The 21,010-nt window shown below is 59.2% G+C and carries 21 protein-coding genes; 14 read left to right on the top strand and 7 right to left on the bottom strand.

What is annotated here, in order from left to right; all coding sequences use genetic code 11:
• Nucleotides 1-80 precede the first annotated feature (80 nt).
• Entirely contained in the window at nucleotides 81-1,808 is a 1,728-nt protein-coding gene (locus AC54XV_RS03255) for a C13 family peptidase (RefSeq protein ID WP_496717857.1), read from the top strand.
• Nucleotides 1,809-1,833: 25 nt separating this feature from the next.
• A complete protein-coding gene (locus AC54XV_RS03250) occupies nucleotides 1,834-2,475 on the top strand; it encodes an NAD(P)H-binding protein (protein WP_011266528.1) in 642 nt (213 codons plus the stop codon).
• 260 nt (nucleotides 2,476-2,735) lie between these two features.
• Here the strand turns inward: AC54XV_RS03250 and AC54XV_RS03245 are convergent, their stop codons facing one another.
• The 3 genes from AC54XV_RS03245 to mpl are packed head-to-tail and all read right to left on the bottom strand — an operon-like array spanning nucleotide 2,736 to nucleotide 4,988.
• Complete coding sequence (locus tag AC54XV_RS03245) at nucleotides 2,736-3,020, bottom strand: YceK/YidQ family lipoprotein (protein ID WP_024638259.1); 285 nt, start codon at nucleotides 3,018-3,020, stop codon at nucleotides 2,736-2,738.
• Nucleotides 3,013-3,642, bottom strand: a complete 630-nt coding sequence (ubiX, locus tag AC54XV_RS03240; RefSeq protein WP_003393457.1) for a flavin prenyltransferase UbiX — start codon at nucleotides 3,640-3,642, stop codon at nucleotides 3,013-3,015. The genes AC54XV_RS03245 and ubiX overlap by 8 nt, the downstream gene beginning before the upstream one ends.
• Nucleotides 3,639-4,988, bottom strand: coding sequence for a UDP-N-acetylmuramate:L-alanyl-gamma-D-glutamyl-meso-diaminopimelate ligase (gene mpl, locus AC54XV_RS03235; RefSeq protein ID WP_024641063.1), 1,350 nt, complete (start codon nucleotides 4,986-4,988; stop codon nucleotides 3,639-3,641). Before mpl ends, ubiX begins: the two co-directional genes overlap by 4 nt.
• Nucleotides 4,989-5,213: 225 nt before the next feature.
• Between mpl and exaC the strand changes: the two genes are divergently transcribed.
• From exaC to darG, 10 genes are all read left to right on the top strand, one after another.
• The gene (gene exaC, locus AC54XV_RS03230) at nucleotides 5,214-6,734 is read left to right on the top strand and encodes an acetaldehyde dehydrogenase ExaC (RefSeq protein WP_003414571.1); all 1,521 of its coding nucleotides are present in this window, start codon (nucleotides 5,214-5,216) and stop codon (nucleotides 6,732-6,734) included.
• A gap of 431 nt (nucleotides 6,735-7,165) precedes the next feature.
• Nucleotides 7,166-8,560 (top strand): ethanolamine ammonia-lyase subunit EutB, encoded by a 1,395-nt coding sequence (locus AC54XV_RS03225; RefSeq protein ID WP_004407936.1) that lies wholly within the window; start codon nucleotides 7,166-7,168, stop codon nucleotides 8,558-8,560.
• Nucleotides 8,557-9,420 (top strand): ethanolamine ammonia-lyase subunit EutC, encoded by an 864-nt coding sequence (eutC, locus tag AC54XV_RS03220; RefSeq protein WP_431191787.1) that lies wholly within the window; start codon nucleotides 8,557-8,559, stop codon nucleotides 9,418-9,420. The genes AC54XV_RS03225 and eutC overlap by 4 nt, the downstream gene beginning before the upstream one ends.
• Before the next feature lie 241 nt (nucleotides 9,421-9,661).
• The gene (locus tag AC54XV_RS03215; RefSeq protein ID WP_004407930.1) at nucleotides 9,662-10,309 is read left to right on the top strand and encodes a DedA family protein; all 648 of its coding nucleotides are present in this window, start codon (nucleotides 9,662-9,664) and stop codon (nucleotides 10,307-10,309) included.
• A 3-nt stretch (nucleotides 10,310-10,312) separates the two neighbouring features.
• Nucleotides 10,313-11,122: a M90 family metallopeptidase gene (locus AC54XV_RS03210; protein WP_496717852.1), complete on the top strand. Its 810-nt coding sequence runs from the start codon at nucleotides 10,313-10,315 to the stop codon at nucleotides 11,120-11,122.
• Nucleotides 11,123-11,232: 110 nt separating this feature from the next.
• Nucleotides 11,233-11,760 (top strand): inorganic diphosphatase, encoded by a 528-nt coding sequence (ppa, locus tag AC54XV_RS03205; RefSeq protein ID WP_003317259.1) that lies wholly within the window; start codon nucleotides 11,233-11,235, stop codon nucleotides 11,758-11,760.
• Nucleotides 11,761-12,112: 352 nt separating this feature from the next.
• Complete coding sequence (locus AC54XV_RS03200) at nucleotides 12,113-12,844, top strand: LexA family transcriptional regulator (RefSeq protein ID WP_004409537.1); 732 nt, start codon at nucleotides 12,113-12,115, stop codon at nucleotides 12,842-12,844.
• A 293-nt stretch (nucleotides 12,845-13,137) separates the two neighbouring features.
• A complete protein-coding gene (locus AC54XV_RS03195) occupies nucleotides 13,138-13,527 on the top strand; it encodes a DarT ssDNA thymidine ADP-ribosyltransferase family protein (RefSeq protein WP_024650728.1) in 390 nt (129 codons plus the stop codon).
• Nucleotides 13,524-14,168, top strand: coding sequence for a type II toxin-antitoxin system toxin DNA ADP-ribosyl transferase DarT (darT, locus tag AC54XV_RS03190; protein ID WP_024641059.1), 645 nt, complete (start codon nucleotides 13,524-13,526; stop codon nucleotides 14,166-14,168). The genes AC54XV_RS03195 and darT overlap by 4 nt, the downstream gene beginning before the upstream one ends.
• Nucleotides 14,165-15,253 (top strand): type II toxin-antitoxin system antitoxin DNA ADP-ribosyl glycohydrolase DarG, encoded by a 1,089-nt coding sequence (gene darG / locus AC54XV_RS03185; RefSeq protein ID WP_024650730.1) that lies wholly within the window; start codon nucleotides 14,165-14,167, stop codon nucleotides 15,251-15,253. The genes darT and darG overlap by 4 nt, the downstream gene beginning before the upstream one ends.
• Nucleotides 15,254-15,545: 292 nt before the next feature.
• On the opposite strand, the gene AC54XV_RS03180 is transcribed toward darG, so the two are convergent.
• Entirely contained in the window at nucleotides 15,546-15,908 is a 363-nt protein-coding gene (locus AC54XV_RS03180; protein WP_024650731.1) for a hypothetical protein, read from the bottom strand.
• Between the two features lie 121 nt (nucleotides 15,909-16,029).
• Between AC54XV_RS03180 and AC54XV_RS03175 the strand changes: the two genes are divergently transcribed.
• Together AC54XV_RS03175 and AC54XV_RS03170 are read left to right on the top strand one after the other, a co-directional pair.
• A complete protein-coding gene (locus AC54XV_RS03175; protein WP_060400217.1) occupies nucleotides 16,030-16,275 on the top strand; it encodes a helix-turn-helix domain-containing protein in 246 nt (81 codons plus the stop codon).
• 19 nt (nucleotides 16,276-16,294) lie between these two features.
• Complete coding sequence (locus AC54XV_RS03170) at nucleotides 16,295-16,567, top strand: helix-turn-helix domain-containing protein (protein ID WP_060400227.1); 273 nt, start codon at nucleotides 16,295-16,297, stop codon at nucleotides 16,565-16,567.
• A gap of 31 nt (nucleotides 16,568-16,598) precedes the next feature.
• Here the strand turns inward: AC54XV_RS03170 and AC54XV_RS03165 are convergent, their stop codons facing one another.
• The 3 genes from AC54XV_RS03165 to AC54XV_RS03155 all read right to left on the bottom strand — a co-directional run bounded on the left by AC54XV_RS03165 (nucleotide 16,599) and on the right by AC54XV_RS03155 (nucleotide 20,964).
• A complete protein-coding gene (locus tag AC54XV_RS03165) occupies nucleotides 16,599-17,450 on the bottom strand; it encodes an alpha/beta hydrolase (protein ID WP_024660346.1) in 852 nt (283 codons plus the stop codon).
• Nucleotides 17,450-19,729, bottom strand: coding sequence for an autotransporter family protein (locus AC54XV_RS03160; RefSeq protein WP_496718908.1), 2,280 nt, complete (start codon nucleotides 19,727-19,729; stop codon nucleotides 17,450-17,452). Before AC54XV_RS03160 ends, AC54XV_RS03165 begins: the two co-directional genes overlap by 1 nt.
• Nucleotides 19,730-19,920: 191 nt before the next feature.
• On the bottom strand, nucleotides 19,921-20,964 hold the full coding sequence (locus tag AC54XV_RS03155; RefSeq protein WP_024638272.1) for a WavE lipopolysaccharide synthesis family protein: 1,044 nt from the start codon (nucleotides 20,962-20,964) through the stop codon (nucleotides 19,921-19,923).
• Between the last annotated feature and the right edge of the window lie 46 nt (nucleotides 20,965-21,010).

Genomic DNA, 21,010 nt, shown 5'->3' with positions numbered 1-21,010 from the left:
TACTCCCCTGCGGTCGTGCCCCCTAACATCTGCTCAAGCGGAGCCGGGCTCGCCCCTGAATCATTCTTCCGGGATCTCACATGCGCGCGCTCGCTCCATTGGCTTTGACACTCTTGATCGCAGGCTGCGGTGATGGCGAATCAATTTTGCCACCCGACGGTCGCCTGCCCGACGGCGGACGCTACCGGGGCGATCTGGTCAACGGCGTCCTGCAGGGCCAGGGCCGCATCGATTACCCCAACGGCAGCTGGTTCGCAGGTCAGTTCGAAAACGGCCTGCGGCAGGGTCAGGGCGAATGGCACGCCAGCAATGGCGACGTCTACAAGGGCGGCTTCGAGCAAGGTCTGTTCAATGGCCAGGGCCGACTGACCACCCGCGCTGGCGCGAGTTATGTCGGCAGCTTCAAACTTGGCATGCGTGACGGCGAAGGCACCCAGAAAGACAAGGGCGTGCTTTATCGTGGCCAGTTCAAGGCCGGTGTATACGACGGCCCCGGTCGCCTGGAACTGGAAGACGGCAGCCAGCATCAAGGCATGTTCGCCAATGGCAAGGCCAACGGCGAGGGGTCGCGCAGTGACGCCAGCGGCAACCAGTACAGTGGCAACTTCATCGACGGTCAATTGCAGGGCACCGGCAGCTTCAACAGTGCTGAAGGCGATCAATACGTCGGCAATTTCCGCAACGGCCAGCTGGACGGCAAGGGGCGCTATGAAAACAGCGACGGTGACGTCTGGAGCGGTGAGTTCAAGGAAGGCGCGCTGACCGGCAAAGGCGAGTTGATCGGTTCTGACGGCAGCCGCTATCAGGGAGATTTCGACAACTGGCGCTTCATGGGTCAGGGCCAGTTGCTGTTGGCCGATGGCAGCCGCTACATCGGCCAGTTCGCCGATGACACCTACCAGGGCGACGGCGTGCTGATTTCTCCGGATGGCAAGGAGCAGCGCGGCATCTGGGCCAACGGCGAGCGAATCCGTGATGCCAAAGGCAAATTGCTCCCTGACCCACTCGAGGCCGGGTTGCTGGTCCAGGGTTCGCTGCTGGACAAGGCACTGGCAGCAGTGCCGGCGTCGACACCGGCCACCGAGCTGTACACGCTGGTCGTGGGTGGCGACGGCAAGCAGAGCGTGTTCATGCGCGAAGCGGACTACGTGAGCAATCTGCTCAAGTCGCGCTTCGGTGCCGTCGGGCAAGTCAGCCTGGTCAATCATCGCGATCACATGGATGACCGGCCGATGGCGACGCGTGAAACCATCACCCGCGCAGTGCAGACACTCGCCCAGCGCACCGGCCCGGAAGACCTGGTGTTCATTTACCTGACCAGCCACGGCACTCAGGATCATGAACTGGTGCTCGACCAGCCGCGCCTGTCGCTGGCAGACCTGCCCGCCGACGCATTGGCCGCGGCCCTCGCGCCACTGAAGAACCGTGACAAGGTTGTGGTGATTTCAGCCTGTTATTCCGGCGGCTTCATTCCCGACCTGAAAGATGAACGCACGCTGATCATGACCGCCTCGCGCGCCGACCGCGTCTCGTTCGGCTGCTCGGAAGAGGCCGACTTCACTTATTTTGGCGATGCACTATTTGCCAGGGCATTGGTCGAAACCGATGACCTGCAACACGCTTTCAACGAAGCGCAGGCCTATGTTGCGCAACGTGAGACCGAAGACAACTTCGAGGCCTCCGAACCGCAGATATGGGCACCCAAAGGAGTCCTGGCGCGCTGGCAGCAGTTGCGCAAGAGCCAGGCCGAACGCGCGTTGAGCACGGCGTTGAACCGCACGGAAGCGAAGACTTCGACTAGCCGCTAGGCTTAGCAGTATCAAGGAGAACGATATGTACCTGACGCCGCAACACATCCTGCTCGCAGGAGCCACGGGCCTTACAGGCGAGCATTTGCTGGACCGGCTGCTCAGCGAGCCGACCGTCACCCGCGTGCTGGCACCGACGCGCAAGCCGCTGGCCGAACACTCGCACCTGGAAAATCCGGTCGGCGAGCTGGCGACGCTGCTGCCAACGCTGTCTGGCCGGGTAGACATCGCATTCTGCTGCCTGGGCACCACGATCAAACAGGCGGGCTCGCAGGACGCCTTCAAGGCGGTCGATCTGGACATGGTCACAGCGTTCGCCAGCCGCGCCCGCGAGCTCGGCGCTCGCCATTTGCTGGTGATCAGCGCAGTCGGCGCAGATCCGCAGTCCAGCACCTTCTACAACCGCGTCAAAGGCGAAATGGAACAGGCGCTTCGTGCGCAGGGCTGGCCGCAACTGACCATCGCCCGCCCTTCCCTGCTGGTGGGCAGCCGTCCTGAAACCCGCTGGGTCGAGCAACTGGCGGCGCCTATCGCCAAACTGATCCCCGGCAAATACGGCGCCATCGAAGCCTGCCACCTGGCCCGCGCCCTGTGGCGGCTGGCGCTGGAAGAGCAGAACGGCGAACGGATCGTCGAATCGGATGAGCTGCGCAAGCTGGGCAAGTAGGTTCGCCGAGGCTCAGCGATGATCGTCCCCACGCTCCGCGCTCATCTTTAAACACAAGTCCGATTTTGATTCTGGCCGGAGGCCGTAGGAGCGAACTTGTTCGCGAATGCGATGTTTCAGACGGTACATTTTCGGCGATCATACCGCCCCTTTCGCGAACAAGCGATGCGTCGCCCGGCTTGCTCCTACGGCCTGCGGCCAGAATCAAAAGCAGATTTGTATATAACGATCAGCTCCGCATGGGAATGATCTGCGTCACATTAAAGCCCGCCCGTAGCCTGAACCCCCAGTCCCGCGGCCGTCAGCAATGACAGTGGCAGCAGCAGGGTGTCGAGCAGCGCACTGCCCGGCAGGTCAAGGCCAGGGTAGCTGGGAGCTTGTGCACCGAATCGGTCGGCGGCACAGCAACCACCCTGCAGCGCATACATATTCAAGCGCGTACCGGCATACACCACCGGCGCGCCCGGTTTGGCCGCATTGAGCGTGCGTGCCGTTGCGCAGCCGGTCAGCGCCAGCGCAAGCGCGACCAGCAGCAGCTTATTCATCGCTGCCAATATGGTGTTCGCCCCAGCGCGGCAGCATGTCCTGAGGAATATTCAGCAGATTGAGGATCCGCGCAACGACAAAGTCCACCAGGTCGTCGATGGTCTGCGGCTGGTGATAAAAGCCGGGAGACGCCGGCAAAATCACTGCACCCATGTTCGACAGCTTGAGCATGTGTTCCAGATGAATGCTGGAATACGGCGCTTCGCGCGGCACCAGAATCAATTGGCGCCGCTCCTTCAGCGTCACGTCAGCGGCGCGCTCGATCAGATTGTTGCAGGCCCCGGTGGCAATCGCCGACAGCGAACCGGTGGAACACGGCACCACCACCATCGCGCTCGGCGCACCCGAGCCGGAGGCCACTGGCGACATCCAGTCATCGCGCCCATAGACACGAATCTGCCCGGCAGACGCACCGGTGTACTCCGTCAGAAACGCCTGCATCATCATCGCCTTGGGCGGCAGGCGTACGTCGGTCTCGGTGGCCATCACCAGTTGCGCCGCCTTGGAGATCAGGAAGTGCACTTCCCGATCCTCACGCACCAGACAATCCAGCAGGCGCAGGCCATATGGCGCGCCGGAAGCGCCGGTCATGGCAACCGTAACGCGCTCCGGGCCGCTCATTGCAACGCCTCGGCCAGTTTGCCATGTAAGCCGCCAAAGCCGCCGTTGCTCATGATCACGATGTGCGTGCCGGGCTGCGCCTGGCTTTTGACCTGGGCGATGATTGCCTCGAGGGAATCACAGACCAACGCAGGCACAGTGCCTCCCGCGACTGTTGCCGCCAGGTCCCAGCCCAGATTGGGCGGAGCGTACCAGACCACCTGATCCGCCTGACCCACGCTTTCCCGCAGGCCGTCGCGATGCGCGCCAAGCTTCATCGAGTTGGAGCGCGGCTCGATGACCGCAATGATCGACGCATCACCGACCTTCTTGCGCAGGCCGTCCAGTGTGGTGGCGATAGCCGTGGGGTGATGGGCGAAGTCATCATAAATAGTGATGCCGCGCACGTCGGCGACCTTTTCCATGCGCCGCTTGACGCTCTTGAACGCACTGAGCGCCTGCACCCCCAGCAACGGCACGACGCCCACATGGCGAGCGGCTGCCAGTGTCGCCAGGGCGTTGGCCACGTTGTGCTGACCGGTCATGTCCCAGTCGACGGCGCCCTGAAGTTCGCCTTCGAACAGCACTTCAAAGCGCGAGCCGTCTTCGCTCAACAGCCGTGCCTGCCACTGACCGTTCTGGCCCGTGGTCTGTACCGGCGTCCAGCAGCCCATCTCGATGACCCGCGACAACGCCGGCTCGGTCGTCGGATGGATCACCAGGCCTTCGCTCGGAATGGTACGCACCAGATGGTGAAACTGACGTTCGATGGCCGGCAGGTCGGGGAAGATGTCGGCATGATCGAACTCAAGATTGTTGAGAATCGCTGTCCGCGGACGGTAGTGGACGAACTTGGAGCGTTTGTCGAAGAACGCGCTGTCGTATTCATCGGCCTCGACCACAAAGAACGGGGTCTCGCCCAGACGTGCCGACACGGCGAAGTTCTGCGGGATGCCACCGATCAGGAAGCCGGGGCTCATGCCCGCGTGTTCCAGCACCCAGGCCAGCATGCTGCTGGTGGTGGTCTTGCCGTGCGTGCCGGCCACGGCCAGTACCCAGCGGCCTTGCAGCACATGGTCCGCCAGCCACTGCGGGCCAGACACATACGGCAAACCTGTGTTGAGCACATATTCAACCGCCGGGTTGCCACGCGACAGCGCGTTGCCGACCACTACCAGGTCCGGCGCGGGGATCAGTTGCACGGGATCATAGCCTTGGGTCAGCTCGATGCCCTGCGCCTGCAACTGGGTGCTCATCGGTGGGTAGACGTTGGCGTCGGAGCCCGTGACCCGGTGCCCTAACTCTTTGGCGAGCACCGCCAGAGACCCCATGAACGTGCCGCAGATACCAAGGATATGAATATGCATGACCAACCTCTCAGAACATCTGCGCAGGTTAACGTAGGGACGGTGAAATGGCACCCTGAGTTTGTCCGTCGTCTTGCGCGCACGGCCCATTTCAATGCCCGGCAGATAAGCCTAAAGTCCTAGCCACGGCCGAATGCAAATGGCCTATTCTTGAACGCTCGTTGCCAGATACCCGAAAGCAGAATCGACACAGACTCCCTCACAACAAGAACCAGGAGACATACCATGCGTTACGCTCATCCCGGTACCGAAGGCGCCATCGTCAACTTCAAGGAACGCTACGGTAACTACATCGGTGGCGAGTTCGTCGCGCCGGTCAAAGGCCAGTATTTCACCAACACCTCGCCGGTCACCGGCAAGGCCATCGCAGAATTTCCGCGCTCCACCGCCGAAGACATCGACAAGGCACTCGACGCTGCGCACGCCGCCGCTGCAGCCTGGGGCTCGACCTCGGTACAGGCCCGCTCGCTGGTCCTGCTGAAGATTGCCGATCGCATCGAAGCCAATCTGGAAGTCCTGGCCATCACCGAAACCTGGGACAACGGCAAAGCGATCCGCGAAACCCTCAACGCCGATATCCCGCTGGCCGCCGACCATTTCCGCTACTTCGCCGGCGTGCTGCGCGCGCAGGAAGGCAGCGCCGCCGAAATCGACGGCAATACCGTGGCCTATCACATTCATGAGCCGCTGGGCGTGGTCGGGCAGATCATCCCGTGGAACTTCCCGCTCCTGATGGCGGCCTGGAAACTCGCCCCTGCGCTGGCGGCCGGTAATTGCATCGTGCTCAAACCTGCCGAGCAGACGCCGCTGGGCATCAGCGTGCTGATCGAACTGATCGGCGACCTGCTGCCTCCCGGCGTGCTGAACATCGTGCAGGGTTATGGCCGCGAGGCGGGTGAAGCGCTGGCCAGCAGCAAACGCATCGCCAAAATCGCCTTCACCGGCTCGACACCGGTCGGCTCGCACATCATGAAACTGGCGGCGGACAACATCATCCCGTCCACCGTGGAACTGGGCGGCAAGTCGCCGAACATCTTCTTCGAAGACATCATGAGCGCCGAGCCGGAGTTCATCGACAAGGCCGCTGAAGGCCTGGTCCTGGCGTTCTTCAATCAGGGCGAAGTCTGCACCTGCCCGTCCCGCGCGCTGGTGCAGGAGTCGATCTATCCACAGTTCATGGAAGCGGTGCTGCGCAAGGTCGAGAAGATCAAGCGCGGCGACCCGCTGGACACCGACACCATGGTCGGCGCTCAGGCATCCGAGCAACAATTCGACAAGATTCTTTCGTACCTGGACATCGCCAAGGGCGAAGGCGCCGAACTGTTGACCGGCGGTAAAGTGGAGAAGCTGGAGGGCAGCCTGTCCACCGGCTACTACATCCAGCCGACGCTGCTCAAAGGCAATAACAAAATGCGCGTGTTCCAGGAAGAGATCTTCGGCCCGGTGGTCAGCGTCACGACCTTCAAGGACGAAGCCGAAGCCGTGGCCATCGCCAACGATACCGAGTTCGGCCTGGGCGCAGGCCTGTGGACCCGCGACATCAACCGCGCCTACCGCGTGGGCCGGGCGATCAAGGCCGGACGCGTGTGGACCAACTGCTACCACCTGTACCCGGCACACGCCGCGTTCGGTGGCTACAAGAAATCCGGCGTCGGCCGCGAAACCCACAAAATCGCGCTTGAGCATTATCAGCAAACCAAAAACCTGCTGGTGAGCTACGACACCAACCCGCTGGGTTTCTTCTAGGTATTCAGGTCCCCTGCTCAGGTTGGAACACGCCCCCTGTAGGAGCGGACCGGGCGACGCTTCGCTTGTCCGCGAAGACGGTAGTTCAGACGATACCTTCCCGGAGAATGTACTGGCCCTTTCGCGAACAAGTTCGCTCCCACGGCCTTCGGCCAGAATCAAAAGCGGACTTGTGTATAGCACCGAGCCCTATTGCGCGGTAACAAGAAACACATCACGCACCAACCCTGTGCATCACGCCCCGGCTTAACGCTGCGGCGTGATGTATCCTGCCCTGGACTGATCCGCTTACGCCTGCAAACTCGCACTCCCGGTCGGGATGGAGTATTAATTGCTTACGTTGCTTCCCATAGTCGTTTGAACCGGGACGTCACCGGTTCGACCGAAAGACCACGTCCGACGCGAACAGCGCGACGTCATGGAGAATCTGTATGGCGAGCTTTTCCCATTCTGTCGGTGCGCAGACGTACCGCTTCGACAGCCTCAAAGAAGTCATGGCCAAGGCCAGTCCTGCGCGCTCCGGTGATTACCTGGCCGAAGTCGCTGCGCAGAACGACGGCGAACGGGTCGCTGCGCAGATGGCGCTGGCGAATATTCCGCTCAAGCACTTTCTTGAAGAAGCCCTGATTCCCTATGAACAGGACGAAGTCACCCGGCTGATCATCGATACCCACGACAAACTGGCGTTCGCCCCAGTCAGTCATCTGACAGTCGGCGGCTTTCGCGACTGGCTGCTCAGCGACAAGGCTGACGAAACCAGTCTGCGCGCACTGGCCCCCGGCCTGACCCCGGAAATGGCCGCCGCCGTTTCAAAGATCATGCGCGTGCAGGATCTGGTGCTGGTGGCGCAGAAAATCCGCGTGGTCACGCGCTTCCGTAACACCATGGGCCTGCGCGGCCGGCTGTCGACACGCCTGCAACCCAATCACCCGACCGACGACCCGTCCGGCATTGCCGCCAGCGTGCTCGACGGTCTGCTGTACGGCAATGGCGATGCCATGATCGGCATCAACCCGGCCACCGACAGCACCTCGTCCATCGTCGCCCTGCTGGAAATGCTCGACGCCATTGTTCAGCGCTATGAAATACCGACCCAGTCCTGCGTACTGACCCACGTCACCACCTCCATTGAAGTGATCAACCGTGGCGTGCCGGTCGACCTGGTGTTTCAGTCGATCACCGGCACTGAAGCCGCCAACGCCAGCTTCGGCATCAGCCTCAAGCTGTTGCAGGAAGGCTATGAAGCGGGCCTGAGCCTGAATCGCGGCACCCTCGGGCAAAACCTGATGTATTTCGAGACCGGACAAGGCAGCGCGCTGTCGGCCAACGCGCATCATGGCGTCGACCAGCAGACCTGCGAGACCCGCGCCTACGCCGTCGCCCGGCATTTCAACCCGTTTCTGGTCAACACCGTGGTCGGTTTCATCGGCCCCGAGTACCTGTACAACGGCAAACAGATCATCCGCGCCGGTCTGGAGGATCACTTCTGCGGCAAGCTGCTGGGCGTGCCGATGGGCTGTGACATCTGCTACACCAACCACGCAGAGGCCGATCAGGACGACATGGACACCCTGCTGACCCTGCTGGGCGTCGCGGGGATCAACTTCATCATGGGCATCCCCGGCTCCGACGACATCATGCTCAACTACCAGACCACCTCGTTCCACGACGCGCTTTACGCCAGGCAAAGCCTGGGCCTGCGTCCTGCGCCGGAATACGAAGCCTGGCTGGAAAAAATGGGCATCTTCACCCAGGCCGACGGCCGTGTGCGCTTCGGCGACAGCCTGCCGCCAGCCTTCCGTCAGGCGCTGGCGCATCTAGCATGAGTGACGAGCCGATGAACGAACTACAAGACAGCGCCGCCCCCGCCAATCCCTGGCTGGAACTGCGCCGCCTGACCCCTGCGCGTATTGCGCTGGGGCGTACCGGCACCAGCCTGCCGACCTCTGCGCAGCTGGACTTTCAAGCCGCCCATGCGCAGGCACGCGACGCGGTGCATCTGGCCTTCGACCATGCCGCGATCAGCGCACAACTGACGGAAAAGAGTCGTGAAACCCTGCTGCTGCACAGCGCCGCCGCCGACCGGGACAGCTACCTGCAGCGCCCGGACCTGGGCCGTCGCCTGAATGACGAATCAGCGCAGACGTTGCGCGACTACGCCGAAGCTCATCCGGGCGGTCTCGATCTGGCGATAGTCGTCGCCGACGGTCTGTCCGCCCTGGCGGTGCATCGGCATGCGGTGCCGTTCCTCATTCGCCTGGAAGAACAGGCCAGCGCCGAAGGCTGGTCGCTGTCGCCAGTGATCATGGTCGAGCAGGGCCGCGTCGCCGTGGCCGATGAGGTCGGTGAACTGCTCGGTGCGAAGATGGTGGTCATTCTGATCGGCGAGCGCCCCGGCCTCAGCTCCCCCGACAGTCTGGGCCTGTACTTCACCTACGCGCCGAAGGTCGGGCTGAACGATGCGCACCGCAACTGTATTTCCAATGTTCGCCTGGAAGGCTTGAGCTACGGCATGGCCGCTCATCGGCTGCTGTACCTGATGCGCGAGGCCTGCAGGCGGCAGATTTCCGGGGTCAACCTGAAAGACGAGGCTGAACTGCAGACTCTGGAATCAGACGGCGCTGGCGATCATTCAGACAAACCCATCGGCAACTTCCTGCTCGACGGCCCTGCCGCGCCACACTAGGCACCACACTGGCTTATGCCGTTCACAGCCGCCGGGCAGATTCGCGTAACCCTCCCGGCTTGCGGCATAAGCCCGGATGAACATTGCGGCCTGCTCTTCCCTCCTCAAGGCTGTACTGCTCCCTCCCGTTCAACCCCGCCGTTTATTCCAAAACCCCTTCTGCGCATTCTGCTTCTATAATGCCGCGCAGTCGTTTCTTCCGCATGCGACCCCGGACAGGGTTCTCGCCTCAGGTGCCTTAATGGAATTCAACCCGCTCGACCTTATTCTGCATCTCGACGTTTACCTTGACCTGTTGGTGACCAACTACGGTACATGGGTCTATGCGATTCTGTTTCTGGTGATTTTCTGCGAGACCGGACTGGTGATCATGCCCTTCCTGCCGGGCGACTCGCTGCTGTTCATCGCTGGCGCCGTGGCTGCTGGCGGCGGCATGGACCCGGTCCTGCTGGCCGGGTTGCTGATGCTCGCAGCGATTCTGGGCGACAGCACCAACTACGTGATTGGCCGCACGGTCGGCGAAAAACTGTTCAGCAATTCGTCATCGCGAATCTTCCGCCGCGACTACCTGCTGCGCACCCAGAATTTCTACGCACGCCACGGCGGCAAGACCGTCACGCTGGCGCGCTTCCTGCCGATTATCCGCACCTTCGCGCCCTTCGTCGCGGGCGTCGGCAGAATGTCCTATCCGCGCTTCGTGGGCTTCAGCGTGCTGGGCTCGGTGCTGTGGGTCGGCAGCCTGGTGACACTGGGCTTCTTCTTCGGCAACGTGCCATTCATCAAGCACAACCTGACCTTTCTGGTACTGGCAATCATCCTGCTGTCGCTGGTGCCGATGGTCATTGGCGTAGTGCGCAGCCGCAGCGCGCGTCCGGTCGACGCGCGCTGAATCATGTGGTCATTCAGCCACTGGCGCAGGCAGCGCACGCTGGCCCGACACCCGGTTGCTGAAGAGCTATGGCAGAACGTCTGCGCACGTCTGCCGATCCTCGATGGCCTGAGCAACGGGCAGCACGCGCAACTGCGTGACGCCTGCGTGCTGTTTCTGCATGACAAACACCTCAGCGCGCTGCCGGGCGTTGATCTGGATGACGAGCGTCGGCTGTTCCTCGCCGCCCAGGCGCAGCTGCCGCTGCTGAACCTCGGCGAACTGAACTGGTATCAGGGTTTTCACGAAATCGTGTTGTACCCCGACGACTTCGTCAGCCCGCAGCGCCATCGCGATGCCAGCGGCGTCGAACACGAGTGGGATGGCGAGCACAGCGGCGAAGCCTGGCTGCAGGGCCCGGTGATTCTGGCCTGGCCCGGCGTATTGAGCAGCGGCGGCTGGGATGGCTACAACCTGGTGATCCATGAACTGGCGCACAAGCTCGACATGCTCAACGGCGACGCCAATGGCCTGCCGCCGCTGCACAGCGACATGCAGGTGACCGAGTGGGCCCGCGTCATGCAAAGCGCGTTCGATGATCTCAACCGGCAACTGGACCACAACCCCGACGCAGAACCCGCCATCGACCCCTATGCCGCCGAAGACCCCGCCGAGTTCTTCGCCGTGACCAGCGAATACTTCTTCAGCGCGCCCGACCTGCTGCACGGCAGTTACCCGGCCGTCTACGAACAACTGAAAGCGTTCTACCGTCAGGACACCCTGGCGCGGCTCGACCTGCTGCGTCAACAGGACCCGGCATACCGGGACAGCTGACGGCCTCCAAGGCCATGCGTGGCAACCAAAACAGAATATGCCTATAATCCGGACCACTTTATGGCGGTTCGCGCCACAATCTGTCTGTTCAACCAGGGGGGCAATGCCCAATGAGCTACAGCAAGATTCCGGCTGGTAAAGACCTGCCGAACGACATCTACGTCGCCATCGAAATCCCGGCCAACCACGCGCCGATCAAATACGAAATCGACAAAGATTCCGATTGCCTGTTCGTTGACCGTTTCATGGCCACCCCGATGTTCTACCCGGCCAACTATGGTTTCATCCCCAACACCCTGGCTGACGACGGCGACCCGCTGGACGTGCTCGTGGTAACGCCATACCCGGTTACCCCTGGCTCGGTTATCCGCGCACGCCCGGTCGGCATCCTGCACATGACTGACGACGGCGGCGGCGATGCCAAAGTTATCGCAGTGCCACACGACAAGCTGTCCCAGCTGTACGTCGACGTGAAAGAGTACACCGACCTGCCGCCGCTGCTGCTCGAGCAGATCAAGCACTTCTTCGAGAACTACAAGGATCTCGAAAAAGGCAAATGGGTGAAGATCGAAGGTTGGGGCAACGCTGACGCTGCCCGTGCCGAGATCACCAAATCGGTTGCAGCGTACAAAGGCTGATCATCGATTGGCGTTTCAGGGCACGCCACACCCGTGCCCTGAAACACGCGTCCCCCTCCTCGCTGTACCTCCCCGAACACCTCGCTCGCCGAAACACAATCCATCTTTTTTGCAACTCGCACGTTTAAAAATGTGCCCGGCTTTTAGACATTCAATGAACAGTTCGTTAAGGCCCGTATAGCGGGGGTAAACGCGCACTACGTCGTTTAGCCGCAAAAGCGCTATTACGGAATCCACCTACACGACATTCATTCCATCCGTAGTCCGGATAGCCACGCCCACCCTGGGATAACGTCGACGTCAACACCTCGTTCATTTAAACGCCCCGGCGACGCCCGTAGACTTCGCCACTATGAATACATCAGGTGATCGACTCCGCATCCTCCTTCGGGAGTGCCATCTCACAGCGACTGATTTTGCCGCCAACCGCAAAATCACGCCGCAACACGTCAATAACTGGTTCAAGCGCGGCGTGCCCATGGCGCGGATTGACGAGGTGGCTGAACTGTTGACCGTCAACGCCCGCTGGCTGCGCACCGGCGAAGGCCCCAAACACCCTAACGAATGCGCCAATGAAAACACCGGCGGCGATACCCGCGTCATCATTCATCAGGCCAGAAACGTGTCGCGCGGCGATGTGGAAATCCAGATTTTCATGGAAGCCGAATCCACCCACGGCGTCGGCAAGACCGTCCTCGCCGAAGCCCCCGGACAGAAAATCCGCCTGCCCCTGCAAGTCCTGCAGAACATGGGCATCGACCCGAAAAACTGCATGTGCGTCGCCATGGTCGGCAACAGCATGGCCGATAAGATCCAGGATGGCTCGATCCTCGGCGTCGACCGCGAGCTGACCCAGGTCATCGACGGCGAAATCTACGCCCTCGAACACGGCGGCATCCTGCGCGTCCGCTACCTCTACCGCCTGCCCAACGGCGGCCTGCGCCTGCGCAGCCACAACGACGCCGAATACCCGGACGAACTGTTCAGCGCCGAAGACATCGACCGGGAGAAAATACGGATTCTGGGCTGGATATTCTGGTGGTCGACACTGAACAGCCGACGCAATGCCATGCTGCTGTTATGAGGCGTTTACGGCTGAAAGGCATTCGGGCTGGGCATGGAAGGCGAAGTTCAGTATCCTGTTCGCCATCCAGAGCACACGACGCAGTCATGCGATGCGGTGTTTGAACGGGGCATGTGATCCGTTTGCCCTGTTGCCTATTCGCGCTTCTTCAAGAGGCGCATCTGTTGAAGGCGATTGCGGTCTATCAAAAATAGATCAGAACCGCCTACGAGAAGCCGGCCACAAGCCGGCTTTTTAATGCCGACAGTTTTCTTACTGCGGCTGGACAGTGGATATTCGCTATCTTAAGCAACATGAATCTCCGCCAGCACAAGGAAGCGTCCAGCGCAGCAGCGCCTGACCTTCAATTTGCCGTGATCACGATTCATCGAAACTTCGCGCTCAAAAACCGCTGGAAGATCATCCCTCAACACCCACTAGCTAATCATGCCATTCAGCTACTCGACTATGCCGAAGGCTTCGAAGCTATCAATTGGGCCGTCATGAATGTAAGGGACTATCATGATGCCGAATGTAAAAGCGTCTGCATGGCAGAGTGCCTATCGCCCAATATTGTTTCCCCTCAAGATTTCTTCAAGATTTTTGTTTCGAATGCCGAGATTGAGGCCTTCTGCGGGGCTAAAATGCGCGACGCTGGTTTTAATGTGCAGCTCGGGGTGAACAGGGGAATGTTTCTTAGATGATTTATCGCAGTCTGAATCCAGAAAAAGCTCTGATTTGGCGGATCGTCCATCGCGATAATCTGCCCTGGATTCTGGATAACGGCCTACATTGCGCCAGCTCCGACGTGCAGGCACCGTATTATGTGAACATCGGCAACACCGACCTGATCGACAAACGCCGCAACCGCGTTGTTCCCCTTGCTCCCGGGGGCGTATTGTCTGACTACGTGCCGTTCTACTTCACACCTTTCTCTGTGATGATGAAAAACATCCAGTCCGGGTGGAGCGTTCAGCAGCGTAGCAATGAAGAGATAGTGATTCTGGTCTCAAGCCTTCCCCGCGCCGAACATCTCGGTCTCGCTTTCGTCTTCACCAACGCACATGCCTATCCCGACTGGACCGACTACTACAGCGATCTGGCAGATCTTGACCGGGTCGACTGGTCTATAATCCAGCGACGCGATTTCAAGCGCGATGCTGATGATCCACGTAGGATGGAGCGTTATCAGGCCGAAGCGCTCATTCACCATCACCTACCGATCACAGGACTCCTTGGCATCATGTGCTACGACGATGCAACGAAAGAACGTATTGAGCAAGACGTTGCCGCCAGAGGTCTGACCTTGCCTGTCCACGCGCGCCCGGGATGGTATTTCCAATGATCAGATTCACCCAAGGCAATCTGCTGGAAGCAGATACCGAAGCTCTCGTGAACACGGTGAACACGGTAGGCGTGATGGGAAAAGGCATTGCACTGATGTTCAAGGAGCGCTTTACCGAAAACTACCGCCTCTATTCGGCGGCGTGCAAGGCTGGTGAGGTAGAGACCGGAAAGGTTCACGTAACGACAGTCAACGAACTGGACGGGCCGCGCTGGATAGTGAATTTTCCTACCAAGCGTCACTGGCGTTCCCCCTCGCAGATGGCATGGATAACTGAAGGCTTACGGGACCTGCGCCGCTTTTTGATCGATAACCAAGTCAAATCCGTAGCAGTTCCACCTCTCGGTGCTGGTAATGGCGGTTTGAAATGGGTAGAGGTCCGTGAGCAGATTGTTGATGTCTTGAGTAATCTGGATGTCGATGTACTTGTCTTTGAACCCACCGATCAATATCTGAATGTCGCGAAGCGCAGCGGTGTCGAGAAGCTGACGCCTGCACGCGCACTCATCGCCGAACTCGTTCGGCGCTACTGGGTTTTGGGCATGGAATGTAGCCTGCTTGAGATTCAGAAGCTCGCTTGGTTTCTGGAGCGTTCGATAGAACAATTGCCAAGCGCAAAGAACCCCTTGGATCTCAAATTTGTAGCCCACAAATATGGGCCATACGCCAATCGCCTTGAGCATCTGCTCGACAATCTCGATGGCAGCTACCTGCATTGCGATAAACGCATCAGCGACGCAGGTATTAACGACGTGATCTGGTTTGACGAGGGCCGTAAGGCTTTTCTGCAAACCTATCTGAAAACAGAGGCCAAGGAATATTCCCAAGCCCTGGAGTGCACAGCAGAGCTGATTGACGGCTTTGAGTCGCCTTTCGGCATGGAGCTGTTGGCGACGGTTGACTGGTTATTGAGTAAGTCGGGAGTTTCTCCAACGGTTCCGGCAGTGCGCGAAGCATTGAAACATTGGGATGGAGGCGCAGGTGCGGCGGCTCGGAAAAGTAGGCTGTTCGATGATCAAGCTCTCGGCATTGCGTTAAAGCGGTTGACTGCCAGCAATCTCAGTCCAGAGATAGCCGCCCCCTAGGTCTCATCTACGCTCTGTTTTGACTATCAAAATAGCAGTCCACTGCAAAGACAACGCTCATTTCAACTGGTCGGTTCGTGACGTTTTGCCCCAGCGTGCTGCAGCAGAGCATAACAGTCTGCCAGGCATAGCTATCGCGTTCTACGGCGCTGTTCAGTTTGGTCATCAGCTCGCTGACCAAATCGAAGATCCGGGCAATGCGGTGCACAGAAGCGCGGGTATTTGAGATTGCTGGCTGACCAGTCCCTCAGGTTCGGGAATAACTCTTTGAGATGTCGCGTTCGGCGCTCAATCACTTTCCCTCCCCCAAACGCCTCCGCCGCGCCACCAGCGCCCTGCGCAGGGAAACATCCGCATACTCCATAAACAGCGTTGCCAATCGATTCAGCGCTGCCTCTTCCTCTTCATCGCCCACGATTGAATCGAAGCCAAGCGCACGCTTGTTCTGTTCGGGCAGTTCTTCCCAGCTGGTCATGAGATAGGCATACATTGCGCTGACGATTTGGCACTGGGTCATGACATCAGGTACTGGGGCGGATGAGGTGGCGTTAGAGCGTTGCTTTAGCGCACGACATTGTGGACATAGGTTTCGCGTAAGCGACAAGCCAAGGTAAAGACGCCTACGGCGCAGCAACTGGGCTTTTCTGATTTTCATAAGACCTCCTTGAACGTGTGCGTACATCCTTGAGGTACATATCTTAATCGAAAAACCTATTTTGGGATAATCCCAAATCGGGTTTATTTAGGTAGCCGGACTATTCAGACGGCGTGCCCAAGTGAAAACCATCCATAATGCTCGCTACCAGGCGTTGCTTGATCTTTTGCTGGAAGCGCGCAACGCAGCCGGTATGACGCAAAAAGAATTAGCCGTCAGGCTAGGGCGGCCGCAGTCGTTTGTCTCAAAGACAGAGAATGCCGAGCGCAGGCTCGATGTCATTGAGTTCATGGATGTCTGTCGGGGGATCGGGACTGATCCATATGCGTTGCTCAGTAAGCTGGAATCGATGGCTCGCCATGATTGAAGATCGCGACAGCAGCGCCATGGATCTGAGCAACGCAATCGGAGCAGCACTGAAAGAAGCGCGCGAAGCGAAGGGTCTCACGCAGGAGGATTTTGTCGGGGTCAGTGGCAGGACTTATCTGTCCGAGATCGAACGCGGGTTGAAGAGCCCGACGCTTGAGAAGCTGGACCAGCTCGCGACCAGGATCGGAATTCATCCGCTTGAGCTGCTGGTCTCGTGCTATGCCAGGCAGGCTTCGATGAGTCAGCAAGCTTTGCTGGAGATGCTGGATGAACGCTTGCGTAACGTGTGAGATGCCGTACGTTCTGCTCAACCACAGACTGTCACGGACAGACTTCTAAGTCCCGCCCTCTCCACAGCGTCCAGACCTCTTCCCACCCGTCTTCGTGACTCGGTCCCGAGAGGATAATCAACTGACTGCACGCGCCGCTGCCCAGTTGCCTGCTGTAAAGCGTTGCAAGTTCAGTCGGGATCATTTCGTCACGCGCTCCCGACAAGTGACGCTGGGGTATCAAGGCCAGGCGCTGAATGTAATCGAGTGGGTCCAACGATCCAGTGAGAGGCGAAAGTCCTTTTAGCTGGGTCCACTGATTCGGGGCGAGATTGCCTGCGATGGTCTGGATCCGGGTGATGTCGTTTCGTTGTCCAGCCAGCAGCAACGCGAGGGTTGCGCCACCTGAATAACCAATCAGCTCGAACTCGTTATTACCGTAACGTTGTTTCATATGGTCCAGCGCGCTGCTGAGGCTGGTGACCACTTCCTGGGAGAAGCGGCGACTGGTCCAGAGTGCAGAGTTGCAGGCCGGGCCCATGATGAATTGACAAGGTCGCGCAAGATAGGCGCTGGGAGTGGGATCGTTGATTGCCAGCCGCGCGACGAGCAGCTTGCGTGGGCTCGGGTCGAGACTGGGTTGAGTGGCGGTGGCCCAGGCATGACCGTCGCCTTCCAGATAGACTCGCAGACGGTTCGTCCTGAAAGTCTCTGGCGGTAATAGCGCCGCCAGTGGAAGGGGCTGAGCCGACAGAATCTGCATCCGTCGGCCATGCTGTTCCGCCAATTGCTGTAGATCAGCGCGCGGCGACTGACAACCGGCAATGGCACCGCTCAACAGCAGCGCCATCACAACGGCAAGGATACCGCCCAAGCGTTTTCGACCGAGGCGGTAACTCCACATCAAAAGTCGTAACGCACTTTTGCGGAGAACACATCGGCATCGAAGTCCGATTTCCCGATGTAGTCGTAGTTGACGCCCAGTGTAACTGCACCCAGTTTGTAGTCGGCACCCACACCCGCTTCGTAACTGTCACGCACAGCCTTGGCACCGCTGGTTACAAACGGTGTACTGCCGAGCAAAAAGGTGGACGTGCTCTGCGCTTCGTCGGCGGCGAAGTCGTGGTAGGCCATCAGCTTGGCCTGTGGCTCCAGCGTTCCGGCGCCCAAGAGGAAGCTGCCAGCCACGCGCATGCCTGCACCCAACTCAATGGTTTCATAACGCTGATCTTCGACCTTCAGCGCAGCTGACGAACCCTTCTCGCGATAGCCGTCGATATTCACCTGGCTGTAACGCGCCGCCACGCGCGGCTCGACCAGGACTTGCGGGCTGACGTGATAGGTGTAACCGCCCACCAGATTCAGCCCCAGCAGGTCACTGTCATAATTGGCCTTGGCACGTGTACCGGCGATGCTGCGTTTGCCCTGATTGTCATTGAAGCCGTAAGTCAGGCTTGTGTCGACAAAGTAATTGCCCTGCTCGAAGCCGCCATACAACGTGAATGCATGGCTGTCGACTTCGGTTTTGTTGCCACTTTTGCCATTCACGTCGGTATTGATGAAGCTGTAGGCCAGGCCCAGCGTCAGGTTTTCGTTGAGTTTGCCGTCAGCCCCCACAGCGACGCCGCTGCTGTACGCGTTGTAGCCCGCAATCCCGTCACGCTGGCCTTGAGTGGCGTCGCTGTAAAGCGACTGGACCCAGACACCTGCATCTTTGAAGCCCTCACCAGAGGAAGCACCGCGTATCGAGCTGGTGCGGCTGCCAGTTACATTGCTGATCAGGCCTTGGCTGGTAGTAGCGGCGCTTCTGGCCCCGCCGTTGACCTCCGGCGACAGCTGAGAGGCCAGCTTGGCGAGCTGCCCCCCGTCAGCATTCAACAAAAGCTGTTTGAACGCATCGCTGTCGTTCAGCTTGCTGATGATGCTATCGCCAGTCAGGTTGACCAGTGTCGTCTGTTCATTAACTGAACCGCCGTTGTCGGCAACTACCTGAGCGACCTCTTCCCTGCCCTTGGCGGTGACCACAGCCACCACGTTTTTGCCGTCAACGGTATAGCTGTCGATTTTAAGCAGCGCCGAGGTACTGACCACATCGAGTTTGCCGGCAGGATCGACCGCGTTTCCATCCTTGGTCAGCAGTTCGATCTTGCCGGCTTCGATAAGCTTGTAAGCCGTGCCGTTGGCGCTGAAGTCGTCACCCTTGGCCGCGAGCTTTACTTGCGCTCCCGGTTCGAACTGAGTAATGCCGGTAACTTTCAGCACCGCGGTTTTAGTATCAGTGGCCTTGCTCAGATTCAGGCTGAGCGCCGAGTTGCCGTCGACATACAGATCGCCATTAATGCTGCTGTGTGCGGACTCGAACGTCATGGTAGTAGGACTGTCGGAGCTGCCGCCAACGTAAACCGATCCGCCGCTCTTGAGGCGAATGTTGTAGCCATCCGTACGGCTGTCAGTACCTGTGAAGGAAGTATCCCCTTCCAGTTCGATATTGCTCAGGTCGATCAGGTTACCGACAACGACGCTGCCTTTTCTCAGGATCAGCTCGACCGGACGATTGCTTTTAGAGGCGTCGATGGCCCTGTCAGCGGAAATGATCGAACCGTCGTTGTAGATATTGAAGTCGCCCCGTTCTATGTACCAGGGTTGAGCGCCGATCATAGCGAACCTGGTAGTGCCCATCACGATAGCAGCGCCCTCGCCGCGGATCGTCCCCGTATTGATCAGATCCGCACTATTGCCTATCAAGGTGACCCCGTCGATTCGAAGACCTTGAGACCCCGTGCCGCTAGCGGAGAGGCTGCCATGGTTTTCGAAAGCTTTCAGACTCGTGGCGACATCCAGGGCCGTCGCGCCTTGGCCAGTAACGTCAACCAGGCCGCGGTTAATGACGCTGCCGTTAATCTTGCCCCCCTCAAGGCTGATACCTTTGGCTGCTTCCCCACTGGCAAAGTTGCCGGAACCGCTGATGTTCGCGTTGAGGATCAGACCCTTTTCAATAGTCGAACCACTTAGCTGGATCGCATCTTTAACTGCACTGCCCGAATAGGCACCGTTGATTTCGAGATTGCCGGTATGGGTCTGACGCTCGCTCTTGTAGCCAGCGTTGGTCAATTCGACTGTTTCAGCACAAGCCGGAACAGCAGTTGCAGCCATAGCCATTGCGAGAAGGGTCTTGCGAAACATCACAGCGTTCACGATTCATTCCTTATGTTGGGGGCGCTTCCATGCGTAGCGAGTACATGCCGCAAAAAAAGTGGCGATTGGCCACACAGAAGAGCGCGGCGAGAATAAAGTAACCGACTTGAAATAACATCAAATATTATCGATACAGTCGCACTTCGTTAACATCGTGGAAGCACTCGGGGTCGAGATGACTAGACCCGATAAGACTCCGCATGCGCGACCTTCCTCAGCGTGCGCCAATACGAACGGATGCGCTTGGCAAGGGTTGGCGAAGTGCTGAACAGTACGATGGTCGCAAAGGACACCCACCAGCCGGGGCGCAGGCATGTCAGCAGGTATTGATTGAGCCAGATGCGCGCGATCCTCAGCCTGTAGCCCTGCGGGTCGAGCCTCTGCAATTGCTCTATCGCAGAGGCTTTGTAGAGTGTGGTCAATACGCGGCGGCTGGTCAGAAAGCGTTCCGGGAAGTCGACGCCAGCCTCGCAGTGGTTGAGGACTCTGAAGTTGCGTCTCAAGACGTTGTCCCATAATTTCAGGTTGCTCAGCCCTACCTCGCAGGGCCGCGCAAGCCGGGCGTCGATGCCCTTCCTGTGCATGACACCCAGCATCAGTGCCTGCTCGCTCACCAGGCGCGCGGATGTGTAGCCAATGAAGTTGCCAAACGGGTTGCGAGACGGCCTGTCGTTGAACAGCGCTTCCCTTTCGAACAGGGGTTGCTCCCACATGGCGAGCATCGCGTCGCGCGTGCCGAATTGAACGAGATCCGATATGTGGAACAACATCGGCAACCGTTCAGGGTCGCGAATATAAAGCGTCGTGGTGGTGATGGGCGTGTCGAACAGTTGTGTCTCGCCCGGCTCGGTATCATCAGACTGGCCTATGACGGCCAGTGCAGCGCTGGTCAGGTTGTGATCGGCGCGCATTTTCATGACATAGGGTCTTGAAGCGCTCTGAATACCGCATAACGTCGATCGCAGCATGCGATTGATGTTGATCTGATTACCGGCGTCATCGACGAAGGCACCCGGATCATCCGACATGACGATCTGGTCCGCCTTCACACCGGACGTATCTTCATGACGCCAGGTCGAAACGATGATTTCGGCATCTGGCAGGTGCGTCCGGATCGACGCGATGCAGGCGAAGATGTTTCGTTTGGAACTCAGGTTGCGATACAGGGGGCCCTGAATAACCACGCTGATTTTTCTGGAATCGACGGCCACAAGATGAGGCATGTGTTTAACCTTGTAATGAGAAGCGCCTGCTACCGACGGCTAGCGG

It is taken from the genome of Pseudomonas fragariae (ex Marin et al. 2024) (genome assembly GCF_059621105.1).
The sequence above is the reverse complement of the archived record's forward strand: the minus strand, read 5'-3'. Positions and strand labels throughout refer to the sequence as shown.

Excerpts from the sequence above, each read along its gene's own strand:
- AC54XV_RS03165 (WP_024660346.1), bottom strand. The coding sequence starts at position 17,450 with ATGTGGAGTTACCGCCTCGGTCGAAAACGCTTGGGCGGTATCCTTGCC.
- AC54XV_RS03210 (WP_496717852.1), top strand. The coding sequence starts at position 10,313 with ATGTGGTCATTCAGCCACTGGCGCAGGCAGCGCACGCTGGCCCGACAC.
- AC54XV_RS03155 (WP_024638272.1), bottom strand. The coding sequence starts at position 20,964 with ATGCCTCATCTTGTGGCCGTCGATTCCAGAAAAATCAGCGTGGTTATT.
- AC54XV_RS03160 (WP_496718908.1), bottom strand. The coding sequence starts at position 19,729 with ATGTTTCGCAAGACCCTTCTCGCAATGGCTATGGCTGCAACTGCTGTT.
- AC54XV_RS03245 (WP_024638259.1), bottom strand. The coding sequence starts at position 3,020 with ATGAATAAGCTGCTGCTGGTCGCGCTTGCGCTGGCGCTGACCGGCTGC.
- AC54XV_RS03250 (WP_011266528.1), top strand. The coding sequence starts at position 1,834 with ATGTACCTGACGCCGCAACACATCCTGCTCGCAGGAGCCACGGGCCTT.
- ppa (WP_003317259.1), top strand. The coding sequence starts at position 11,233 with ATGAGCTACAGCAAGATTCCGGCTGGTAAAGACCTGCCGAACGACATC.
- eutC (WP_431191787.1), top strand. The coding sequence starts at position 8,557 with ATGAGTGACGAGCCGATGAACGAACTACAAGACAGCGCCGCCCCCGCC.
- AC54XV_RS03195 (WP_024650728.1), top strand. The coding sequence starts at position 13,138 with ATGAATCTCCGCCAGCACAAGGAAGCGTCCAGCGCAGCAGCGCCTGAC.
- darT (WP_024641059.1), top strand. The coding sequence starts at position 13,524 with ATGATTTATCGCAGTCTGAATCCAGAAAAAGCTCTGATTTGGCGGATC.
- AC54XV_RS03170 (WP_060400227.1), top strand. The coding sequence starts at position 16,295 with ATGGATCTGAGCAACGCAATCGGAGCAGCACTGAAAGAAGCGCGCGAA.
- AC54XV_RS03200 (WP_004409537.1), top strand. The coding sequence starts at position 12,113 with ATGAATACATCAGGTGATCGACTCCGCATCCTCCTTCGGGAGTGCCAT.
- AC54XV_RS03180 (WP_024650731.1), bottom strand. The coding sequence starts at position 15,908 with ATGAAAATCAGAAAAGCCCAGTTGCTGCGCCGTAGGCGTCTTTACCTT.
- ubiX (WP_003393457.1), bottom strand. The coding sequence starts at position 3,642 with ATGAGCGGCCCGGAGCGCGTTACGGTTGCCATGACCGGCGCTTCCGGC.
- AC54XV_RS03225 (WP_004407936.1), top strand. The coding sequence starts at position 7,166 with ATGGCGAGCTTTTCCCATTCTGTCGGTGCGCAGACGTACCGCTTCGAC.
- darG (WP_024650730.1), top strand. The coding sequence starts at position 14,165 with ATGATCAGATTCACCCAAGGCAATCTGCTGGAAGCAGATACCGAAGCT.
- AC54XV_RS03215 (WP_004407930.1), top strand. The coding sequence starts at position 9,662 with ATGGAATTCAACCCGCTCGACCTTATTCTGCATCTCGACGTTTACCTT.
- exaC (WP_003414571.1), top strand. The coding sequence starts at position 5,214 with ATGCGTTACGCTCATCCCGGTACCGAAGGCGCCATCGTCAACTTCAAG.
- mpl (WP_024641063.1), bottom strand. The coding sequence starts at position 4,988 with ATGCATATTCATATCCTTGGTATCTGCGGCACGTTCATGGGGTCTCTG.
- AC54XV_RS03255 (WP_496717857.1), top strand. The coding sequence starts at position 81 with ATGCGCGCGCTCGCTCCATTGGCTTTGACACTCTTGATCGCAGGCTGC.